At 66.4% G+C, this 21,284-nt stretch carries 19 protein-coding genes; 6 read left to right on the top strand and 13 right to left on the bottom strand.

The genetic code is table 11. The features are described from left to right. Positions 1-145: 145 nt before the first annotated feature. The 5 genes from BLQ71_RS09500 (at position 146) to BLQ71_RS09480 (ending at position 5,886) form a co-directional block, all read left to right on the top strand. Entirely contained in the window at positions 146-931 is a 786-nt protein-coding gene (locus BLQ71_RS09500; protein ID WP_229754840.1) for a cobalamin B12-binding domain-containing protein, read from the top strand. 46 nt (positions 932-977) lie between these two features. After that, positions 978-2,441: a transcriptional regulator PpsR gene (gene ppsR / locus BLQ71_RS09495; protein WP_229754839.1), complete on the top strand. Its 1,464-nt coding sequence runs from the start codon at positions 978-980 to the stop codon at positions 2,439-2,441. 65 nt (positions 2,442-2,506) lie between these two features. Beyond that, positions 2,507-3,418 (top strand): chlorophyll synthase ChlG, encoded by a 912-nt coding sequence (gene chlG / locus BLQ71_RS09490; protein ID WP_074621517.1) that lies wholly within the window; start codon positions 2,507-2,509, stop codon positions 3,416-3,418. Beyond that, the gene (locus BLQ71_RS09485; RefSeq protein WP_074621516.1) at positions 3,415-4,704 is read left to right on the top strand and encodes a BCD family MFS transporter; all 1,290 of its coding nucleotides are present in this window, start codon (positions 3,415-3,417) and stop codon (positions 4,702-4,704) included. The genes chlG and BLQ71_RS09485 overlap by 4 nt, the downstream gene beginning before the upstream one ends. Before the next feature lie 3 nt (positions 4,705-4,707). Further along, positions 4,708-5,886, top strand: a complete 1,179-nt coding sequence (locus BLQ71_RS09480; protein WP_175459231.1) for a geranylgeranyl diphosphate reductase — start codon at positions 4,708-4,710, stop codon at positions 5,884-5,886. Positions 5,887-6,150: 264 nt separating this feature from the next. Here BLQ71_RS09480 and BLQ71_RS09475 read toward each other — a convergent pair whose 3' ends face one another. The 12 genes from BLQ71_RS09475 to BLQ71_RS09420 all read right to left on the bottom strand — a co-directional run bounded on the left by BLQ71_RS09475 (position 6,151) and on the right by BLQ71_RS09420 (position 19,269). Next, complete coding sequence (locus tag BLQ71_RS09475; protein ID WP_069210022.1) at positions 6,151-6,846, bottom strand: DUF4336 domain-containing protein; 696 nt, start codon at positions 6,844-6,846, stop codon at positions 6,151-6,153. A gap of 128 nt (positions 6,847-6,974) precedes the next feature. Then, entirely contained in the window at positions 6,975-7,745 is a 771-nt protein-coding gene (locus tag BLQ71_RS09470) for an ATP-binding cassette domain-containing protein (RefSeq protein ID WP_043143954.1), read from the bottom strand. A 3-nt stretch (positions 7,746-7,748) separates the two neighbouring features. Then, on the bottom strand, positions 7,749-8,861 hold the full coding sequence (locus BLQ71_RS09465) for an ABC transporter permease (RefSeq protein ID WP_043143955.1): 1,113 nt from the start codon (positions 8,859-8,861) through the stop codon (positions 7,749-7,751). 85 nt (positions 8,862-8,946) lie between these two features. After that, the gene (locus BLQ71_RS09460; RefSeq protein ID WP_043143957.1) at positions 8,947-9,858 is read right to left on the bottom strand and encodes a sugar ABC transporter substrate-binding protein; all 912 of its coding nucleotides are present in this window, start codon (positions 9,856-9,858) and stop codon (positions 8,947-8,949) included. 267 nt (positions 9,859-10,125) lie between these two features. After that, a complete protein-coding gene (locus BLQ71_RS09455; protein WP_074621514.1) occupies positions 10,126-11,406 on the bottom strand; it encodes a flavin-dependent oxidoreductase in 1,281 nt (426 codons plus the stop codon). A gap of 117 nt (positions 11,407-11,523) precedes the next feature. Further along, on the bottom strand, positions 11,524-12,243 hold the full coding sequence (locus BLQ71_RS09450) for a FadR/GntR family transcriptional regulator (protein WP_069210020.1): 720 nt from the start codon (positions 12,241-12,243) through the stop codon (positions 11,524-11,526). After that, positions 12,240-13,283, bottom strand: a complete 1,044-nt coding sequence (locus tag BLQ71_RS09445) for a DUF475 domain-containing protein (RefSeq protein ID WP_074621513.1) — start codon at positions 13,281-13,283, stop codon at positions 12,240-12,242. Before BLQ71_RS09445 ends, BLQ71_RS09450 begins: the two co-directional genes overlap by 4 nt. Then, entirely contained in the window at positions 13,280-14,242 is a 963-nt protein-coding gene (locus BLQ71_RS09440; RefSeq protein WP_074621512.1) for a 2-hydroxyacid dehydrogenase, read from the bottom strand. The genes BLQ71_RS09445 and BLQ71_RS09440 overlap by 4 nt, the downstream gene beginning before the upstream one ends. Continuing rightward, positions 14,242-15,867, bottom strand: a complete 1,626-nt coding sequence (locus tag BLQ71_RS09435; RefSeq protein WP_074621511.1) for an ABC transporter ATP-binding protein — start codon at positions 15,865-15,867, stop codon at positions 14,242-14,244. Before BLQ71_RS09435 ends, BLQ71_RS09440 begins: the two co-directional genes overlap by 1 nt. Then, positions 15,864-16,784 (bottom strand): ABC transporter permease, encoded by a 921-nt coding sequence (locus BLQ71_RS09430; protein ID WP_074621510.1) that lies wholly within the window; start codon positions 16,782-16,784, stop codon positions 15,864-15,866. Before BLQ71_RS09430 ends, BLQ71_RS09435 begins: the two co-directional genes overlap by 4 nt. Before the next feature lie 4 nt (positions 16,785-16,788). Beyond that, positions 16,789-17,703, bottom strand: coding sequence for an ABC transporter permease (locus BLQ71_RS09425; RefSeq protein ID WP_074621509.1), 915 nt, complete (start codon positions 17,701-17,703; stop codon positions 16,789-16,791). A gap of 60 nt (positions 17,704-17,763) precedes the next feature. Continuing rightward, complete coding sequence (locus BLQ71_RS09420; RefSeq protein WP_074621508.1) at positions 17,764-19,269, bottom strand: ABC transporter substrate-binding protein; 1,506 nt, start codon at positions 19,267-19,269, stop codon at positions 17,764-17,766. A gap of 194 nt (positions 19,270-19,463) precedes the next feature. Between BLQ71_RS09420 and BLQ71_RS09415 the strand changes: the two genes are divergently transcribed. Beyond that, positions 19,464-20,375 carry a LysR family transcriptional regulator gene (locus BLQ71_RS09415; RefSeq protein WP_074621507.1) on the top strand — a complete coding sequence of 304 codons (912 nt, stop codon included), beginning with the start codon at positions 19,464-19,466 and terminating at the stop codon, positions 20,373-20,375. Positions 20,376-20,383: 8 nt separating this feature from the next. Here the strand turns inward: BLQ71_RS09415 and BLQ71_RS09410 are convergent, their stop codons facing one another. Beyond that, positions 20,384-21,250 carry a DMT family transporter gene (locus BLQ71_RS09410; RefSeq protein ID WP_223306241.1) on the bottom strand — a complete coding sequence of 289 codons (867 nt, stop codon included), beginning with the start codon at positions 21,248-21,250 and terminating at the stop codon, positions 20,384-20,386. Positions 21,251-21,284: the final 34 nt, after the last annotated feature.

Genomic DNA, 21,284 nt, shown 5'->3' with positions numbered 1-21,284 from the left:
ATGACCGTGAGGGAAACTCGATGTCAATAAAAATTGACAGCTGCCTGTGCCGCCCGCACACTCATAAGATGCGCTGGCGACTCGTTTATGGCGAAAGCCGCCGGTGCCACCATCCAGGAGGGGGGATGGTCGCATGGAGCACAGCATGAGTGGGCGCGACCAGTCCGACGACCGGGACACGGCGATACGGTTCCTCGTCGAGGCGGCGCTCAAATCCGTTGCAGACAAACGCAGAATTCGGTCTCCGCAAACCAAGGATGACTGGATCGACCGTCTCTGCGAAGAGATCATGTCCGCGTCCGAGACCAGCCACCAGGCGGTCCTCTCGTCCCTGATCGCAACTGGCGTGACCTCGGACGAGGTGCTGGGCGATTACGTGCCCGCCGTGGCGCGACGGATCGGAGAGCTCTGGGTGCAGGACAAGGCCACGTTCGTCCAGGTCACGATCGGCGCGGCACGGCTGCAGGCCCTGTTCCAGAACCGCACCGACCTGCCCAGGGGCACCTGGCTGGACCGTACCGTGCCGCTGGGACAGTCGATCCTGATGATTCTCCCGGCGGTCGAGGACCACACCCTGGGCGCCTTCGTTGCCGCCGACCAGTTCCGCCGGCACGGTCTCTGGGTGCGCATGGCGATCCGTCTTTCGAACGCCGAACTGCTGCGCGTCGTCGAAGAAGGCCGGTTCTCGATGCTCGGGATCTCGATGGCGACCTACAAATCTGTTGAAAACGTTCAGGAAATCATAAAGAATCTGAAGTCCAGCCTTGATCGGTGCCCTCCGATTGTCGTTGGCGGCAAATATGTTGCTGATTCCGACGGTGTCGAGGTTCTGACCGGGGCTGACCTTGCGGTCCGGTCGGCGCGTGAGGCAATAGAGGGATGCGGACTTGCCTCTGTGGCCAAGTCGCTGACCGTCGACTCGCTTGCGTAGCTACTGCGTTAGGAGCTGACGCATGTAAGACAAGTGAGGATGCACATTGACACGGCAGGATGCGTCATCGGAGTTCGAGCACGTCGGCATCTTGCCGGACGCGTCTTCGGTCAGCCAGATCATCGAGCACACCTCCGACATCGCCGTGCACGTCGACGCCCGGGACACGGTCATCGGCATCTTTGTCAGTCCCGAATGCCCGGCCTTCGGGTGCCTGGATCACTGGGTGGGGCGCAAGTTCGACACTTTTCTGAACGTCGAAAGCAAGGTCAAATACGCCGCCCGCCGCGAGAGCCTGGCCGAAAGCCCGCAGCATTTCGGCGGCCCGCTTGAACTCAATCACTACGACAATGCCGACTGGGAATTCCCGGTGCGCTACGTGCCCCTGCCGGTCAACGGGGGAGAGACGCTGTTGCTGATCGGGCGCGACATGCAGCCGGTGGCCGAGGTCCAGCAGCGTCTGGTCAACGAGCAACTGGCCCGCGAGCGGGACAAGCTGCGCATCCGCAGCGCCGAGACGTTTTTCCGCGTGGTGCTGGAGGCGGCCGAGACCCCGCTGATCCTGGTCGACCCGGACACCGGGCGCATCCGTGACGCCAACCGCGCCGCCGCCGCCCTGCTGGGGGCCAAGCCCGACACGCTGCCCGGCAGCGCGCTGAACCAGGCCTTCGAGGGCCGCCGCCGGTCCGAGCTGATGGAGGCGCTGCAGGCGGCGGGGGGGCAGGACGACCGCCCCGGCATCGACCTGGTGGCGCGCCGCAACGACAAGCCCGTGGTCCTGTTCCCCGAGTTCTTCCGCGCCGCCGGAGAGCTGGGCCTGCTCTGTCGGCTTGCCGCGACCCGCGAGGAAGCCAGCGGCGGAACCGAGGTGGGGCAGGCGCTGTCGACCCTCTTTGACGCCACCAGCGATGCCATCGTTCTGCTGGACGCCAACGGCATGATCCGCGAGGCCAACGAGGCCTTCCTTGTCATGGCCGACGCGGCGCAACTGCGTGACGTCAAGGACCGGCCCTTTTCCGATTTCCTGGTGCGCGGCGGGGTGAACAGCCGCCTGCTGATGGACAGCACCCAGCGCGAGGGACGCATCCGCAGCTTCATGGCGCAGTTCCGCAGCGTCGTGGGCACCCGCACCACCGTCGACATCTCGACGGCGCAACTGCGCAAGGGCGGGCGTGACCAGGGCATCGGGTTGATACTGCGCGATGTCTCGGGCGGCGATCTGGCGGTCGACGGGGCCGCCGGGGCGGCGGTCAGCGAAGAGGCGCTCAAGAACGTCATGGACCTTGTCGGCACCGCCTCGCTCAAGGAGTTGGTTTCGGCCACGTCGGACGTGATCGAACGCATGTGCATCGACACCGCGCTGCAACTGACCAAGAACAACCGCGTCGCCGCCGCCGAGATGCTGGGCCTGTCGCGGCAAAGCCTTTACGTCAAGCTGCGCAAGTACGACATGCTGAACGGCGAACCCTCGGACGCCGGTTCGGGCGACCAGGCGGGCCGGTCGGGCTAGGCCGGCAGGGGTTCGGTCAAAGAAAACCCTTTCTCCGACTCGATGTGTGTAGTTTACTTGACGGTATGGATGTATCGTCAGGTTTACATGTTGCGCGCCGCACCCCGCACCCGCGGGCGGTGCTGACCCTGGTCAAGCCGATCACCTGGTTTCCACCGATCTGGGCCTATCTCTGCGGCGCGGTCTCCTGCGGTGTCGCCGTCAGCGCGGCGCCGGGGCAGGTGATCCTGGGCATGGTGCTGGCCGGCCCGGTGGTCTGCGGCATGAGCCAGGCCGCGAACGACTGGTGCGACCGCCATGTCGACGCCATCAACGAACCCGACAGGCCGATCCCCTCGGGGCGCATCCCGGGTCGCTGGGGGCTGTGGATCGCGCTGGCGATGACACTGCTGGCGCTCTGGATCGGGTCATTCCTGGGGCCCTGGGGCTTTGGCGCGACGGTCTTTGGCGTGCTGGCGGCCTGGGCCTATTCCGCCGAACCCGTGCGGCTGAAACGCTCCGGCGTCTGGGGGCCGGGGCTGGTGGCGCTCTGCTACGAGGGGCTGCCCTGGTTCACCGGCGCCGCCGTCCTGTCCGCCGGGGCGCCCTCGGCACAGGTGATCGCCATTGCGGCGCTCTATGCAACGGGCGCGCACGGGATCATGACGCTCAACGATTTCAAGGCGCTGAAGGGGGACCGCCAGATGGGGGTGAACTCCTTGCCCGTCACTCTGGGGCCAGAGCGCGCCGCGCGCGTGGCCTGTGGTGTCATGGCGCTGCCGCAGGTGGTGGTGATCGCGCTGCTGACGCTCTGGGGCGCGCCGGTGCTGGCACTGGTCATCGCGGCGCTGTTGGCGGGCCAGGTTTGGGCGATGACCGTCCTCCTGCGTGATCCCGAGGGCCGCGCGCCGTGGTACAATGGCACCGGCGTGCTGATGTATGTCAGCGGCATGATGGTCGCCGCCTTCGCCTTGCGGAGCCTGGGGGCAGGGGCATGACGCTGGGCTGGCTGTCGATTGTCCGGCTGGGACTGGTGCAGATGTGCCTGGGTGCCATCGTCGTTCTGACGACCTCGGTTCTGAACCGGCTGATGGTGGTGGAACTGGCCTTGCCCGCGGTCCTGCCGGGGCTTCTGGTGGCGCTGCACTACGGCATCCAGATCACCCGCCCGAACTGGGGCTTCCTGTCCGACATCGGCGGGCGCCGTACGCGGTTCATCATCGGCGGCATGGCGGTCCTGGGTCTGGGCGCCGTCGGGGCGGCGCTGGGCGTGGCCCTGTTCGACACCGCCTTTGCCGCCGCGCTGATCCTGTCGATCCTGTCATACGCGCTGATCGGGTTGGGGGTGGGGGCCTCGGGCACCTCGCTGCTGGCACTGCTGGCCACGGCGACGGAACCGCGCCGCCGCGCTGCCGCCGCCACCATCACCTGGCTGATGATGATCGCGGGCATCGCGCTGACGGCGGGCGGCATCGGCGCGCTGCTGGATCCCTACAGCCCGGCGCTGCTGCTGCGCATCGTGGCGGGCGTCACGCTGGGCGCGCTGGTGCTGACGGTTCTGGCCACCTGGGGGATTGAACGCCACCTGGCCCCGCCCGCGCCTCAGGCCGCGCCGCCCTCGCTGATCGAGGGCCTGCGCGAGGTCTGGGCCGAAGCGGACGCCCGCGCCTTCACGGTTTTCGTCTTTCTCTCGATGATCGCCTATTTCATGCAGGAACTGATCCTCGAACCCTACGCGGGCCTCGTTTTCGGCTTTACGCCCGGCCAGTCCACCACCTTGAGCGGCGCACAGAACGGCGGCGTCTTCCTGGGGATGCTGGCGGTGGGCGTGGCGGCGACGGGGCTGCGCATCGGCAGCCTTTGTGCCTGGGTCGTGGCGGGCTGTCTGGGGTCGGCGGCCAGCCTGGCGGCGATCACCCTGACCGGCGCCACCGGCAGCGCGGCGGCGCTGATGCCGGCCGTGGTCGCGCTGGGCCTGTTCAACGGCATGTTCGCGGTGGCGGCCATCGGGTCGATGATGGCGCTGGCGGGACAGGGTCGCGGCGCGCGCGAGGGCACGCGCATGGGCCTCTGGGGCGCGGCACAGGCCATTGCGGCGGGCTTTGGCGGTCTGACAGGGGCGGCGGCGGTCGACCTGCTGCGCCTGATTCTGGTGCCCGACGCCTCTGCCTTCGGGCTCGTTTTCCTGGCCGAGGCCGGGCTTTTCATCCTTGCCGCGCTGATGGCGCTGCGGGTCATCCCGGACCGTCGCCACCTGGCGGTCCGGATCACGCCGGGGGAATAGATCATGTTCGATGTCATCGTGGTGGGCGGCGGCCCCGCCGGGGCCACCGCCGCCGAAGACCTGGCCCGCTCGGGCCACCGGGTTGCACTGCTGGACAGGGCCGGGCGGATCAAGCCCTGCGGCGGTGCCATCCCGCCGCGGCTGATCGCGGATTTCGACATCCCCGACGACCAGCTTGTGGCCAGGATCACCACCGCGCGGATGATCTCTCCCACCGGACGGCGGGTGGATATCCCGATCGAGAACGGCTTTGTCGGCATGGTCGACCGCGAGCATTTCGACGCCTTCCTGCGCGCCCGTGCCCGCCGGGCCGGGGCGCGGCTGTTCTCGGGGACCTTTCGCCGGATCACCCGCGACGCGGCGGGCCCGCAGGTCGTCTACCGCGACAAGGTCAGCGGCGAAGAGCGCCGCCTGGGCGCCCGGCTGGTGATCGGCGCCGACGGCGCGCGCTCGCTGGTGGCCCGGGCCGAGGTGCCGGGCGGCGACCGCATCCCCTATGTCATGGCCTACCATGAGATCATCGACGCCCCCGCGGCCTCCGGGCAATACGATCCGCGCCGCTGCGATGTGGTCTATGACGGGCGGATCTCTCCGGATTTCTACGGCTGGGTCTTTCCGCACGGGGCCTCTGCCAGCGTCGGCATGGGGTCGATGGTGCAGGGGGTGGACCTGAAACAGGCCACCGCCGACCTGCGCGCCGCCTCGGGGTTGAGCGCCTGCCGCACCCTGCGCCGCGAGGGCGCGCCGATCCCCTTGCAGCCGCTGGCGCGCTGGGACAACGGGTGCGACGTGGTGCTGGCGGGCGATGCCGCCGGCGTGGTTGCCCCCAGTTCGGGCGAGGGGATCTATTACGCGATGGTTGGCGGCCGTGTGGCCGCCACCGCCGCCGCCGCCTGTCTGGCCAGCGGTCGTGTGCGCGACCTGCGGCTGGCGCGGCGCCTTTTCATGCGCGAGCACAAGACGGTGTTCCGGGTGCTGGGGTCGATGCAGCGGGCCTACTACCGCTCGGACGAGCGGCGAGAGCGTTTCGTCTCGCTCTGTCATGACGTCGACGTCCAAAGCCTGACCTTCGAGGCCTACATGAACAAGAAGCTGGTCGGCGCCCGCCCACTGGCACATCTGAAGATCGGGCTGAAGAATCTCGCCCACCTGACCCGGCTGGTCCCCTCGGGCTATACCTAGGCGGCCAGGGGCCGCGCCTTTGCCCGCCGTCGGCGCAGTGGCCGGGCGGGGAGGGGCAACCCTGTCATGAAAGGCTGAAAACGGCGGCCGCCGGACGGATCGTGCCGAACCGGGGTGTCAGTCCCGGTCCTCTCGGGGCGTCGCCCCCTTGTTCCGCGCAGATCAAAAGGCCCCCGAGCGGGGTCGTGATCCGGTTTTCAGTGCTAGCGGGGCAGAGGATGCGGCGGGCAGGTTGACGAAAGATGAGCACGGCGTGCGTTGCGCTCAACGGGCCCAGTCGAAGGCCCGCGCCAGCAGCCGCTCCGCGTTTTGCGTGACCACAGGCCCATGCGCCATGACCATCTGGCGCACCGGCCAGGCGCGCAACCGCTTTAGCGAGTGGCGCAGGGCGCGGCGATTGGTAAAGGCGATGCGGAACTTGCGCGGCACCGTGGGCGCGGACGCGGTCATCAGGTCGATGCGTGCCACCGTCGCCCGCCAGCCGCGGTTCATCCCCTCGGGCAGTTGCTGCAACAGGTCGGTAAAGATCGCGGTGCCGCTGGGGCGATGAAAGAATACCACCTCCGTGGTGATCCGGTTGCCGGCAAAGACAAGCTGGTCCAGCGTGTCGGCCCAGTCCGGCGGGGGCACCTCGTCCAGCGGGTGATCGACCGCCACGCCGGGGGATTTCGCCTGCACGCCCGGCGCCGCATGAACCTGTGCCGCCGGGTAGGCCGAGGCCCAGCGCGCCAGAAAGCTGTGATGCAGGTCATTGGGCGCCACCAGGTGCCTCACCGGCCCCAGGCTGGCCAGGTCGCGGGCCAGGGCGGGATCGGGCGCGATGGGCGAATGCACCCACAGACCGCCGTCGGGCAGGCGGGCGACGCACATGCGGGTTGGGAAATCGAAACCTGCGGCGCCCCGGATCGGCGGGCCGTCGACTGTCCAGAGGTCGTGCCCCAGCGGGATCAGCCTTGTCATCACTTGCCTTTAGCGGATGAAATCAGAGAGTGTTTCATCGTATGGCTGTATGATTGACTTTGCAACGGCGTCTTGCGCTGGATGGTAGGGACCCGCCGTTGGGCCGGCGGGTCCCTGCAGGGGTGGCGTCAGATCGCCGCCAGTTCGCCTTCGAGGTCCTTCATCTCGGCCCCGCCGGCCATCAGGCGGCGGATCTCGTCATGGCTGAGCTCTCCGGCCTTGCCCGCGCCGATCACCTGCCCCAGCGCAAGGAAGGTATAGCGGTCGGCCACCAGCTGAGAGTGGATCTCGTTGTGGGTGATGAAGATGATGGCGATGTCGCCGCGCTTGCGTACGCGCTTGATCGTCTTCAGGACCTCCATCTGCTGCTTTTGCCCCAGGGCGCTGGTCGGTTCGTCGAGGATCAGCACCTTGGCGCCAAAGTAGATGGCGCGCGCGATGGCCAGCGTCTGGCGCTGACCGCCGGACATGGTGCCCACCGCCTGGGTCGGATCGCTGAAGTCGATGCCGATTTTCAGCATCTCGTCATGGGCGATCTTGTCCATTTCCGCCATGCGCAGGGTGCCCAGCGGGCCTTTCAGCTCGCGCCCCATGAAGAAGTTGCGCGTGACGCTCATCAGCTGGTTCACGGCCAGGTCCTGGTAGACCGTGCCGATCCCGGCATCCGAGGCATCGCGGGGCGAGCGGAAGTTGACGGGTTTGCCCTCGATGTAGAGCTGGCCAGAGGTGGGTTGGTGCACGCCCGCCAGCGTCTTGATGAGGGTGGATTTGCCGGCCCCGTTGTCCCCCAGGAGGGCGTGGACCTCGCCCGGGTAGACCTCGAGGTTGACGCCGTTCAGGGCCATGAAGGGGCCGAATTTCTTCACGACGTTTTCGACGCGGAGATAGGGTTCGGTCATGGGTCAGATCCCCCCCGTGATGCGTTTGCGGATACGTTCGTTGGCAAAGACCGCCGCCAGCAGGACAAGGCCTACGAAGACCCGGTAGAACGACCCGTCGAGCCAGGGAATGTAGAAGACCGCGTTGGCCACCAGTCCGAAGGTCACGGCGCCGAAGGCCACCCCGATCACCGAGCCGAAACCGCCGGTCATCAGCGTGCCGCCCACGACGGCGATGGCGATGGCGTTGAGTTCCATCAGGTTGCCCTTGGCCGCATCGGCGGTGTTGGTGTCATAGACCTGGCAGGCGGCGAACATGGTGGCGCAGAAGGCGGTGAACATGAACAGGCTGATCTTGACCTTGTTCACCGGCACGCCGTTGGCCCGCGCGCTGTCCTTGTTGTCGCCTGTGGCGTAGATCCAGTTGCCCATCTGGGTGCGCGACAGCACGAACCAGGCGCAGAAGGCGATCACGATCCACCACAGGAAGCGGGCGTCGAACCCGTCGACCCATTGCTCTCCGCGGCGGTTGATGTTGCCACCCAGCTGGAACCACAGATCGTAGAACCAGCCGAAGACCTCGCCGCCCAGGATCCAGGCGACCCAGCTTTCCTCCTTGAAATCGGGCAGGCCCGAGATCTGGGTGGACTGGTTGATGAGGCGGAAGCAGACCTCTGTCAGGCCGCGCAGGAAGAACAGGAAGGCCAGTGTCACGATGAAGCTGGACAGGCCGGATCGTACGACGATGGTACCGATCATCCAGCCGATGAACAGCGTCATGCACATGGTCAGGATGAAGGCGGTCAGCGGCGTCGCCTCTCCCATGCCGAAGGGCAGCCCCCATTTCAGCATCATGGCCATCGACATGCCGGCAAAGCCGATCATCGAGCCGATGGACAGATCGAATTCCCCGGCGATCATCAGCATGGCGGCGCCGGTGGCGATGATGCCGAACTGCGAGATGATGGCGATGTTGTTCTTCAGCCCCAACGCGTTGAACGCCTTGAAGTCCGAGGCAAAGGTGATCGCGGTCACGACGACGAGCATGACGATGAAGGCCCCGGCCTCGGGACGGCGCACAAGGCGCATCAAGGTGGATTCCTGCGTCAGTCGGTCCGCTTCGCTGCGGTCAGACATGAGACCCCCCATTCTGTAAGGATGTATCGAAAAAGGGGACAGGTGTTGCCGCCTGTCCCCGCGATGTTTCCGAATGTGCCCGCGATCAGCGGTTCACGCCCGCCTGCGATTTCACGTCGGCGGCGTTCGAGGCATCCACGAAGCCCGGGCCGGAGGTCACGTTGGCACCCGGCAGCATCCCTGCGTTGGTATTGTAGAGGTGCAGGACGATGACCGGCATGTAGCCTTGCAGGCGCTGCTGCTGGTCGATGGTGAAGGAGACGTGGCCCGCCTCGATCAGGTCCATCACGCCGGGGGAGAGGTCAAAGCAGGACAGGTGCACGTCGGCACCCACTTCCTCGACCGCTTCCCAGGCGGCTTCGCAGACGTGGGGGCCAACCGCCAGCAGGCCGTCGATGCTCTCATCCGCCTGCAGGGCGGCGGCGGTGCGGGTCTTGATCTGGGTGACGTCGTTCGACACGTCGATCTGGTTCAGCTCCTGCCCGAAGGCATCGAAATAGCCGGTGCAGCGGTCCACCAGTGCGGTGTTGTAGGCCTCCTGGTTGAGGCAGAGACCGTTGGTCACGCCTTCTTCCTTGGCGCGCTCACCGGCGGCCTTGCCGGCGTCGTATTCCGGCTGGCCGACGTGCATCAGCGCGCCCACGTCCTTGGAGTTCTCAAGCCCCGAGTTGATGGTGATGACGGGGATGCCCGCATCGACGGCATCGCGGATCGCGCCACCAAGCGCATCGGCGTCGGGCAGCGAGACGATGATGCCGTCCGGGTCGGTCGCGGCGGCGGCCTCGATCAGCTTGGCCATCGCCGACATGTCGCCCGAGGGGTCGAAGTTGTATTCCAGCGTCGCGCCGACGGCGGCGGCGGCGTCCTTTGCGCCTTTCTCGACCACCGGCCAGAACGGGTCGGTGCCCTGGGTGTGGGTGATCATGACATAGCGTTCGGCCGACGCGGCGGATGCCATTGCGGCAAGGGCCGCGGTGGCAAGCAGGATCTTTTTCATGGTGTCTCCTCCATTGGACAATTGCCCGTTTTTCCGGGCATTTGGTGCGGATCGGCTCTCTTCCGGAGCTGTTTTCCGGTAGAAAGCCTAGCAACGCCCCGGGGAGTTGTCAGCAATGGATTGATGCCTCCTCCCGTCCCCCCGCGGCGGGTGGCGTTATCGCTAACGACCCAAGGTCGCTGCGTCGAGGATTTCGGGCCGGTCGGCGGCAAAATTCCCTCATGGATGAGGGGCTGTGACCCCGCATCCTGAGAGGATTCCATCATTTCAGGCAGAAGTGGCGGAAACCCTTGCCTCGCGCCCGATGAGCGGCGGCGCGGCGTTCAGCGTCTCGATGGCGAAACCGGCAGCGGCCTTGTAGTCGGCCAGGAAGGCCTCGCGCTCGGCCGGGGGGATCACGGCGTCGATGTCGTCGAAATGCCCGCCGCAGCGTTCGTCGACAAGGTTGAGCAGGCCAAAGGGACCGGCGCCGCGATTGCGCAGGATCAGCTTGGACACCGGTTCGCAGAGACGGGCGTCATAGGCCTTCAGCGCGGCAGGTCCGGTGCCGTGCTCCAGCAGGCTGGCGCCCAGGGTGCGGGCGTCGATCACCGCCTGGCTGGCCCCGTTCGATCCGGTGGGATACATGGCATGCGCCGCGTCCCCCATCAGCGCCACCCGGCCTTGTACCCATGTCGGCACCGGGTCACGGTCGATCATCGGGTTTTCAAAGGCGCGCGAGGCGCCCCGGATCATCGCCGGCACGTCCAGCCAGTCATAGCGGAACTGCTCGAAGTGATGCACGAAACTGTCGATCGGCACCTCGCGGAACCAGCCTGTCTCGGTCCAGTCCTCATCCTCGCCCAGGGTGCGTTCGGCGATCCAGTTGATCTCGGCCAGCCCGTTCTCGTCTGGGGCGGAGATCGGGTAGATCACCATACGGTGCCGGTGCGTGCCGAGGCCGACAAAGCTGGAGCCGGTGCGGATCGGTTTCGCCCGCGTGGTGCCCCGCCACATCAGCGCACCGCCCCAGTGGATCGGCGGCTGGTCGGGGTGCATCTGGGCGCGGATCGCCGAGTGGATGCCCTCGGCCCCGATCAGCAGGTCGGCGGTGTCGGTGCGCGCGCCCTCTGCGCATTCCAGGTGCAGGGTCGCGCTGTCCTCGGTCTGGGTATAGCCCGCCGCGCGACAGCCGGTCTGCACCGCGTCGGGGCCAAGCCGGTCCAGCACGAGGTCGTAAAGCGCCATGTGGAACCGGCCACGGTGGACGGCGTATTGCGGCCAGTTGTACCCCGCCTCGAGCCCGCGGGGTTCGGCATGGATGTCGGCGCCGCTGAGCCCGACCAGCGCCCATTCGCGGGCGGGGACGCCGCAGCGGTCCAGCAGCTCTTCGCCGATGCCCAGGTCGAACAGTTCGCGCACCGCGTTGGGCTGCAGGTTGATGCCCACGCCCAGCGGTTTGAGCTCGCGCACCGCCTCGTAGACGGTGCAGGACAGGCCGATCTGGTGCAGCGTCAGCGCGGTGACAAGACCACCGATGCCGCCGCCTGCGATGATGACACGGGTCATTGCGCTCTCCGTTGCTGGGCGCTGATCTGGTATGCCAAAAATCCAGCCGAAGCAATTGGTTGCTACGTCGGGGCGAGTTGCGTGCCGCCCCGTGCATCCTGCGCGTGTGAGGACGGCTCAGCCGGCGGTCTGGATCTGTTCCATCAGCGCCAGCGACCGCAGCAGGTGGTCGCGCATCCGGGCGCGCGCCGCCTCGGCATCCTGCGCGGCGATGGCCGCGACGATGGCGGCATGTTCGGTGATCGAGCGTTCGCGGTTGCGGTCGCCCGTCTCGCCGGGCGCGGCGGGCAGGGTGAGCCGCATCCGCGGGATCAGCAGCGGGCCAAGGTAGTCCAGAAGGTCGGACATGTAGGCATTGCCGCTGGCCGCCGCGATCTGGCTGTGAAACCGGAAATCGGCCTGCGCGGTCTCGGCGGGCGCGGCATGGGCAAAGGCCTCTGCCGCCGCCTCTATCGCGGCCAGTTGCGCGGGGTTGCGCCGCTCGGCGGCCAGCGAGGCGGCGACCGCCTCCAGCCCCAGCCGCAGTTCCAGCACTGCCTTGACGTCCGAGAGGGTCTCCGTGGGCGGCAGGGCGAAGGCTTCGGCGCGGGGCGGCAGATCGGCCACCACAGGCGCGCCATCCGCGCCTGGGCGCAGCAGGCCCCGCTCCGTCAGGTCGTCCAGTGCCTTGTCGATGACCGAGCCGACGGTCACGAATTCGGCCATCAGCGCCTCGCGGCTGCCGGGGCTGTCGCCCGGTGCCAGTGTCCCGGCGCGGATCTTTTCGGCCAGCGTATCGGCGACCTGGTCCGCGATCTTTTGCATCCAGAGCGCGCGGCGGGAGGTGGCGTGACTCATCCGTTGCCCTCCGCCCGGCGTTCATGCCGGATCGAGGCCAGCAGCGACAGGCCGATCAGGCAGGCGCCCAGAAGGCCGGTGATGACCTCCGGCACATGGGTCAGCGACTGGGCGAACATGATGATCGACAGGACCAGCACGGAATAGAAAGCCCCGTGTTCAAGGTAGCGGAACTGCGCCAGTGTCTTGCGTTCGACCAGCATGAGGGTCATCGACCGGACGTAGAAGGCGCCAATGCCCAGCCCGATGGCGATCAGGAACAGGTTCTGCGTCAGGGCAAAGGCGCCGATCACCCCGTCGAAACTGAACGAGGCATCCAGCACCTCGAGGTAGAGAAAGGCCCCGAGGCCCCCGGTTGCGGCGGTGCTGCGGCTTTGTTCGCTGGCATCCAGCACATGGCCCACCAGTTCCACGGCGAGGAAGGTCAGAAGCCCGCAGACCGAGGCAAAGAGGAACTCTGCCCCCTGGCCCGCCGGAAGGCTGACGGTGAATCCGACGGCGACGGCCAGCACCAGCGCCACCTCGATGCCGCGGATCTCGGACCAGTCGCGCAGGCGGCTTTCCAGCGCCTTGACCCAGTCGACCTCTTTTTCCTCGTCCATGAAATAACTCAGCGCGACCATCATCAGGAAGGTGCCGCCGAAGGCGGAGATCGACAGATGCGCCCCTTCCATGATGTGGGCGTATTCCTGCGGTTCGCGCGCGGCGAGGATCAGTGCCTCGATCGGGCCGATGCGGGCGGCGATGACCACCACCAGCAGCGGAAAGACGATGCGCATGCCGAAGACGGCGATCAGGATGCCCCAGGTCAGGAAACGGTGCTGCCATTCCGGCGTCATGTCCTTGAGCTTGTTGGCATTGACGATGGCATTGTCGAAGGACAGCGAGATTTCCAGCACCGCCAGCACCGCGCCGATCATCAGGAAGGACAGCGCGCCGCCCAGGTGGCCGGTGCTTTGCCAGCCCAGCCAGAACGAGAGGATCAGGCCGACGATGGTGAACCCGACCGGCCATTTGAAATAGGGCAGGAGGTCTTTCATGCGACGCTCTCGGGCAGGGTGTAGACCGGGTTCAGCAGCGGTTCACCGGCGAAATGCGCCCTGAGGTTGTCGACGACCGTCTGTGCCATCGCGTCCCGCGTTTCCACCGTGCCGCTGGCGTGGTGGGGGTAAAGCGTGACATTGGGCAGGGCGGTCAGCGCCGGGTCGGGGTTGGGTTCGTTCAGGTAGACATCAAGGCCCGCGTTGCCCAGCGTGCCGGAGGTCAGCGCGGCGATCAGGTCGGCCTCGTTCACCACGGATCCGCGCGCGACGTTGATCAGCGTGCCTTGCGGTCCCAGCGCCTCCAGCACCTCGGCATTGATCATCCCCTCTGTTTCCGGCCCGCCGGGGACGATGACGATCAGGATGTCGGCCCATCGGGCCAGCTCCGTCACCGTCTCGAAATAGGCGTGGTCCACGGGTTTGGGCCTGCGGCTGTGATAGCCCAGGCAGACCCGGAAAGGGGCCAGGCGGCTGGCGATGGCTTTGCCGATGGTGCCCAGCCCGGCGATGCCCACCTTCTTGCCTTTGAGCGCCGACAGAAGCGGGTACATCCCTTTGCGGCCCCAGTCGCCGGATTTGACATAGTCATGCGCGGCCACCAGATCGCGGCGGCAGGCCAGCGTCAGCATCACGGCGGTATCGGCCACGTCGTCACAGAGCGCGTCGGAACTGTTGGTCAGGGCGATGCCTTTTTCACGCAGCGCCGCGTCGTCGATGGACTCGAACCCCGCCGAAGAGCAGCAGACGATTTCCAGGTTGGGCAGATGTTCAAGGTCGGCGCGGGTCAGCGCGGCATGGCCGTTGGTGACGATGCCCCGGCAGCGCGGACCGTGTTCCGCCAGGAAGCCCGCCTTGTCCTCGGCCTCGTCGAGCCGGTGCAGGGTATAGGCGGCCTCCAGCTGTTCCATCGCCCTGGGCCGGGCGGGGTAGAGAACCAGAACGTCTTCCTTGCTCATCACGAGGCCTCCTTGATTGCGTCCCGCGCCGCGCGCCGTTCGGCCTGTACCTCCGGGTCAGGGTGCAGAGAGGCGGCCATGAGGTTGCGGGTATAGTTCATGCGCGGCGCGTCGAAGATCTGGGCGACGGGGCCCTGTTCGACGATCCGCCCGCCCTGCATCACCACCACCCTGTGCGCGAAATCGCGCACCAGCGGCAGGTCATGGGCGATGAAGAGATAGCTCAGCCCCAGCTCATCCTGGAGCCGGGTCAGCAGCTCGATCACCTGCGCCTGGATCGACACGTCCAGCGCCGAAACCGCCTCGTCGCAGACGATCAGTTTGGGTTCCAGCGCAAGCGCGCGGGCGATGGCGATCCGCTGCCGCTGTCCGCCCGAGAACTGGTGCGGGTAGCGAAACATGTGATCGGCGCTCAGCCCCACCTGTTCCAGGAGGTCGCGCACCCGTTCCTTCCACTGCGGTTTGGGCAGGATGTCGGGATGGATGGCCCAGGCCTCGGAGATGATCTGGTAGACCGACATGCGCGGGTTGAGCGATTGCGTCGGGTCCTGGAACACCATCTGGATGTCGCGGCGCATCTCGAAGAGGTCGCGCGCGGGCATGGTGACAAGGTCGCGCCCCTGCCACAGCGCTTCGCCCATGCTGGCCTCTTCGAGACGCAAAAGGCATTTCGCCAGGGTCGACTTGCCCGAGCCGCTTTCGCCGACGATGGCCACCGTCTCGCCGGGCAGGACCGTCAGGCTGGCGTTGTCCAGAGCGGCGAAGGCGCCGTAGTGCTTGCTCAGCCCGTTGATCTCGAGGATCGGCGCGATGCCGGTGTCCAGCGGCTGGGCCATGTCGCCGCCGCCGGGCACGGCGCCGATCAGCTTTTTCGTGTAGGGATGCGCGGGCGCGCGATAGACCTCTGCCGCGCTGCCCGTCTCGACGATCTGGCCCGAGTTCATGACCACCACGCGGTCGGCCACCTCGGCCACCACGCCAAGGTCATGGGTGATGAGCAGAAGGCCCATGCCGGTCTCGCGCTGCAACTCCTCCAGCAGGGCGAGGATCTGCGCCTGCACGGTCACGTCCAGCGCGGTGGTGGGTTCGTCCGCGATCAGGATGTCGGGTTTCAGCGCCAGCGCCATCGCGATCATCAGGCGTTGCCGTTGGCCGCCGGAAAACTGGTGCGGGTAGGCATCGACCTTGTTGGCGAAATCCGGGATGCCGACCCGTTCCAGCAGTTCCAGGCAGCGGGCGCGCGCCTTGTCGGCGGGCCAGCCGTGCGCCGTCATGATCTCTTCGATCTGGAAGCCGACGGTATAGACCGGGTTCAGGTGGCTCAGCGGATCCTGAAAGATCATGGCGATGCGCTTGCCGTTCAGCTGGCGGCGCTCTTCGCCGGACTTCTTCAGCAGGTCGGCGCCCTCGAAGAGGATCTCGCCCGTGACGATCTCTCCCGGGGGGCAGTCGATCAGGTTCATGATCGCCGAGGCCGAGACGGATTTGCCTGAGCCGCTTTCACCCAGGATGGCCAGGCATTCGCCGCGGTCGAGATGCCAGCTGACGTCGCGGACGGCATGGACGGTGCCCTGGGCGGTGTGGAAATCGACGGTGAGGTTTCGGACCTCCAGCAGGTGGCTCATTTCTTCTTCCTCGCGATTTCAAGCCGCCAGCGTTGCACCGGGTCCAGCGCGGTGCGCATCCAGTTCGACAGCAGGTTCAGCGACAGGGTGGTGAGGATGATGGCAAGGCCGGGCATGAAGGACAGCCACCAGGCGTTGGTCAGGTAGGGGCGGCCCTGGGCAACCATCAGGCCCCAGGTGATCTCGGGCGGCTGGATGCCGATGCCGAGGAAAGAAAGGGACGACTCGGCCAGCATGACAAAGGCGAAATCCAGCGTCGCGATGGTGACCAGCGTCGGGAAGACGACGGGCAGGATGTGGCGAAAGACGATCCGCCAGGTCGAGGCGCCCATGACCTGCGCCGCCTGCACGAACATGCGTTCGCGGATCTCCAGCACCTCGGCGCGGGTGGTGCGCAGGTAGACGGGGATGCGGGTGATCGCCAGCACGATGATCAGGTTCGTGACCGAGGGCGAGAGCATGTAGAGCACGATCACGGCGAGCAGCAGCGAGGGGAAGGACATGATCACGTCCGCCAGCCGCATGATGATCTGGCTGCCCAGTTTCGAGGTGTAGCCGGCGATCAGGCCCAGCCCGGTGCCGATGGCCATCGAAAACAAGACCGCGCCGGCGGCCACCATCATGGTGTTCTGCGCCGCGACGATGATGCGGGCCAAGAGCGGGCGGCCCAGGGCGTCGCCGCCCAGCCAGAATTTCCAGTCCTTCGAGAAGTCGAAGGGCGGCGCATTGCGGCCACGCAGGTTGTTGCGCATGGCCTGATCCTCAAGGAACATCGGCCCAAAGATCGCGCAGAGCACGATGACCGTCAGGAAGACCGCGGCACAGAGCGCGAACTTGTCACGCCAGAGCATCTTGAGGATCGACAGCCAGGCGGGCGGGGTCTCGGGGATGGTCCCGGAGTTTTCGGAGACGGCCATTGGATCAGTACCGGATGCGCGGATCGAGCACCGCGTAGAGGATGTCGATCAGGATGTTCATGAGGAAGATGGCGACGGCGGTGACGAAGATCGCCGCCAGCACCACGGTGAAATCGCGCTGCAGGATCGAGTCGATCATCAGCTTGCCGACACCGGGAAAGCCAAAGACCGTCTCGACCACCACGGCGCCGTTCAAGAGCGCCGCCGCCTGGTCGCCGATGACGGTGATGACCGGCAGCATGGCGTTGCGCAGCGCGTGGACAAAGATGATCGGCCGGTTCCTGACGCCCTTGGCGCGGGCGGTCTTGACGTAGGCCGAGCTGAGCGCGGTGATCATGGACCCGCGCACGATCTGCAGGATCAGGCCGAAGGGGCGGATGAACAGGACCGAGATCGGCAGGATCCAGTGCCAGACCGATCCGGTGCCCGAGGTCGGCACCCAGCCCAGGTTGACCGAGAAGATGACTATGGCGACGATGGCGATCCAGAAATCCGGGGCGCTTGCGCCGATCAGGGAAAAGAAGGTGGCGATGCGGTCGAAGAGGCCGCCGACCTTGAAGGCGGCAAGACTGCCCAGGACGATGGCCGCGGCGGTGACAAGCGCCATCGTGATCACGGCCAGTTGCAGCGTCCAGACAAAGGCGCGCAGCACCGCGTCCAGCGCCGGTTCCGATCGGCGGATCGACTCTCCGAAATCGAGGCGGATGAGGTCTCCGACATAGCGGCCGAACTGGACGATCAGCGGATCGTTGAGCCCGTGCAGCTTGCGGAACTGTTCGCGCGATTCAAGCGAGGCATCGACCGGCAGGTAGAGCGTGGTCGGATCGCCGGTCAGGCGCGACAGGAAGAAGACCAGGACGATCAAGGCGACAAGCGAGATGGCGCTGGCAATGGCGCGTTGTCCGAGAAAGCTTTTCATGGGAGGTGGCCTTGATGCTGTGCCGGGGGCAGGGGACCCGCCCCCGGCGTTGCGGGAACCTTACTTGAAGGCGATCTGCGACAGCTGAAGTTCGCTGTTCGTCTTGATGGTGGGCGCAAAGTCCAGGCGCGGGTTCACGCGGGAAAAGCCGACCATGTGGAACAGCAGGACATCGGTGACGGCCTCGCCGTGGATATAGGCAAAAAGCTCGCTCCACAGCTGTTCGCGCTTGTCGCCGGTTGCGGCGGTTGCGGCGGCGATCATGTCGTCGATCGTGGCGTCGGTGGTGCCGGACTGCAGGCCGTCCGAATGGTACTTGAAGTACATCGAGAAGACCGGGTCGCCGTTGGCGTTGTCATGCATCGCCTGCACCATCGTAGGGCCGCGATCCTCGGCGAAGGGCTTGGAGTAGAAGTTCTCCCACTCGGCCACCTCGTACATCTGCAGCTCCATGTTGAAGCCCGCATCCTGGAACATCTGGAGCATCGCCTCCATCGTCTCCAGCACGTTGCCGAAGTTGTTGGTCCGCCCGATCAGGGTGATGGTCTGGTCGACCGGCACACCGTCGGCCTTGGCCTCTGCCAGCAGGGCCTTGGCCTTGTCCGGGTCATAGGCATAGGGCGTCAGGTCGTGGTTGTAGCCAATGGTCGAGGGCGGTGTCATGCCCGTGGCCAAGAGGGTGCCATCGGCGAGGATCGTGCCGATGAATGCCTCGCGGTCGACGGCATGGTTCAGCGCCTGGCGCACCCGCACGTCGTTCAGGGGGGCGGTCATGTTGTCGACCCGCAGGTAGACGGTTTCCGAGTTCGGATAGGAATAGTCCATGTCCGGATCGGTGGCGTCCTGCAGGGCGATGTTCGGCGCGATGTCGGCCTCGCCGGTCTTGACCATCGCGGCGCGCACGGCGCTGTCCGAGCGGAAGACATAGGTCGCGCTTTGCACCACGGGCGCGTCGCCCCAGTAGTCATCACGCACGCTCAGCTTGATGTTCTGGCCGACGTTGTATTCGTCGAAGGTATAGGGCCCGGTGCCGATGGGCGTGTCGACGAAGCTGTCCATCGGGGTTTCCGAGGGTACCACCGTCATGGTCGACATCAGCAGCGGCAGGATCGGCTGGGCCGGGTCCGCGGTGATGTCGATGGTGTGTTCGTCGACGATCTCTGTGGTGATCTCCATGCCGCCAAAGAACTTGGCGCCGATTTCGCAGACGATGGCGTCGCCGGTGGTCCGCGCGATGGAATGGGCCACGTCCTCGGCGCCGAATGTGGTGCCGTCCGAGAAGGTCACGCCCTCACGCAGGGCAAAACGCCAGGTGCCGCCGCCCATGTCCTCCCAGCTGGTGGCCAGGCGCGGTTGCAGGCCCTCGCCCGGGACAAGCTCGGTCACGGTTTCAGAGATGTTCTGCTGGATGACGCGGCCGATGTTGGACCGCGAGGTCATGCAGGGTTCGACAACGTCCAGTTCCTCGGACAGGACGATGGTGACGGAATTGTCCTGAGCCAGCGCCGAACCGGCGATGGTTGATGCAAGAAGCGCCGCGCTGATGCGGCCGAACTTGTGGGTCATGGTTCTCCTCCCTATTCCCCGAATACCGGCACCCCTGACGGGCGCCTCTTTTCCGACCCGGTTCACTGCCGGGATCGGTATTTCGTTCAGGGTACGCCTCTGCGCCCCGATGTATATTCCAATCTTGAATTGATATGATCCACAAATTGGATCAATGTATGGCAACACGCTGCAAGGCTGCAGGAGGCGCCGTCTTGGCCAGGGCCGGTTTCGATCTTTACCAGTTGCGCTGTTTCGTGGCGGTGGCCGAAGAGCTGAACTTTCGCCGCGCGGCAGAGCGTTTGAACATCACCCAGCCGCCCTTGTCGCGGCAGATCCAGATGCTGGAACACGCGCTGGGCGAACAGCTGTTCGAGCGGTCCAACCGCGCGGTGCGCCTGACCCCGGCGGGGGACAGCCTGCTGGCCAGCGCCGGTGACATCCTGCAGCGGGCCGAACACGCGGCGCTGATGGTGCGTCAGGCTGCGCGGGGCGAGGCGGGGGACGTGGCGCTGGGCTTTGTGCCCTCGGCGGCCATCGACTTCGTGCCCCGCCTGGTCTCCGAGGTGCGCCGGACCCTGCCGCATGTCACGGTCAAGCCGATCGAGATGATGAGCTACGAGATCAACCAGGCGCTGCTGTCCGGGCGGCTGGACCTGGGGCTGACGCGGACCGCGCGCCGCCATGCCGAGATCGAGAGCACGCTGGTGGTCAGCGAGCCCTTCGTGCTGGCGATTCCGGCCGATCATCCGCTGGCCGGCAAGGCGCAGCCCGGTCTGGGCGATCTCGACGGGCTGCCCTTTGTCGGCTACTCCGCCGACCGCGGCGGGTTCCTGCGCGAGATGCTGGGCGCGGCTTTGGCGACCGAGGGGGTGACGCCCACGACCGTGCTGGAGGTCAGCCAGACGATTTCCGTGCTGGCCCTGGTCAACCGGGGGCTGGGGCTGGCGCTGGTGCCCAAGTCGGCGCAGACGGTGCAGATGGCCAACCTGGCTTACCGCGAGATCGTGACACCGGACCAGCTGCGCTCGACCCTTTATCTGACTGCCGGACCGAAGCGGCTGGAAACGCCGCTGTACCAACGGCTGAAAGCGGCGACGCTGCGGTCTCTGGAGCCGTTTCGCTGAGGCGCTGCTCATAGGACGGGCCGCCGGCGCGCGCTTTGCGCCATCAGGATGGTGGCGACGAAGATCACCAGTGCCCCGATCCAGGTGGACATGGCCACCACCTGCCCGAAGAACAGGTAGCCCAGTGCCGCCACGAAGGGCAGGCGCAGGAAATCCACCGGCCCGATCAAGGAGGCCTCGGCGTAGTAGAAGGCACGGGTGACGCAGGTCATGGCCAGCGCCCCCAGCACACCCTGCACCGCCAGCAGCCCCCATTGCGCCAGCGTCGGGTTGGACCAGACGAAGGCGGCGGGAATGGCGGCGACGGGCACGGTGGCGATCAGGTTCCAGGCGACCAGCGTTTCCGTCGAATCGCGGGCGGACATGGGTTTGAGGATCAGCTGGATCAGCGCCGTCAGCAGGGCGCCCAGCAGCGCGAATTGCAGCCCCAGGGAGATACCCGTGTCGCTGCCCGGATTCAGCACGATCAGCACCCCGGCGAAGCCCACCGCCACCGCGGCGATCCGCAGTGCGCGGGGCCGTTCCGACAGGAAAAGCCAGGCCCCGATGGTGACAAAGATCGGCGCGGTAAAGGCGATGGCGGTCACGATCGCCAGCGGCGCTGTGGCGAAGGCCACGAAATAGGCCAGCAGCGAGGCCAGTTTCAGCGCCGCGCGCAGGAAGTGCCGGAAATGATAGTTGGATTTCAGCATCCCGGGCCGTGACAGAATCCACGGAAGGACCACCAGCAAGCCAAAGAGCGAGCGTGTGAACCCCATGACGAAGGGATGCACCTCTGGGCTGAGTTGCCGTACGAGCACCGCGTCCACGGCCCCCAGCGCCGAGGCCAGCATCATGAGGCTGACACCCAGCAGCTCTTTCTGATCGCTTCTCAACCCCCACCGGCCTCCTCCTGCCAGGCTTGGCAGC

This window comes from Antarctobacter albus (assembly GCF_900101505.1).
GTDB classification, from domain to species: domain Bacteria; phylum Pseudomonadota; class Alphaproteobacteria; order Rhodobacterales; family Rhodobacteraceae; genus Antarctobacter; species Antarctobacter albus.
Note: the sequence above shows the minus strand (reverse complement) of the source record. Positions and strands in the feature narration are given on the sequence as shown.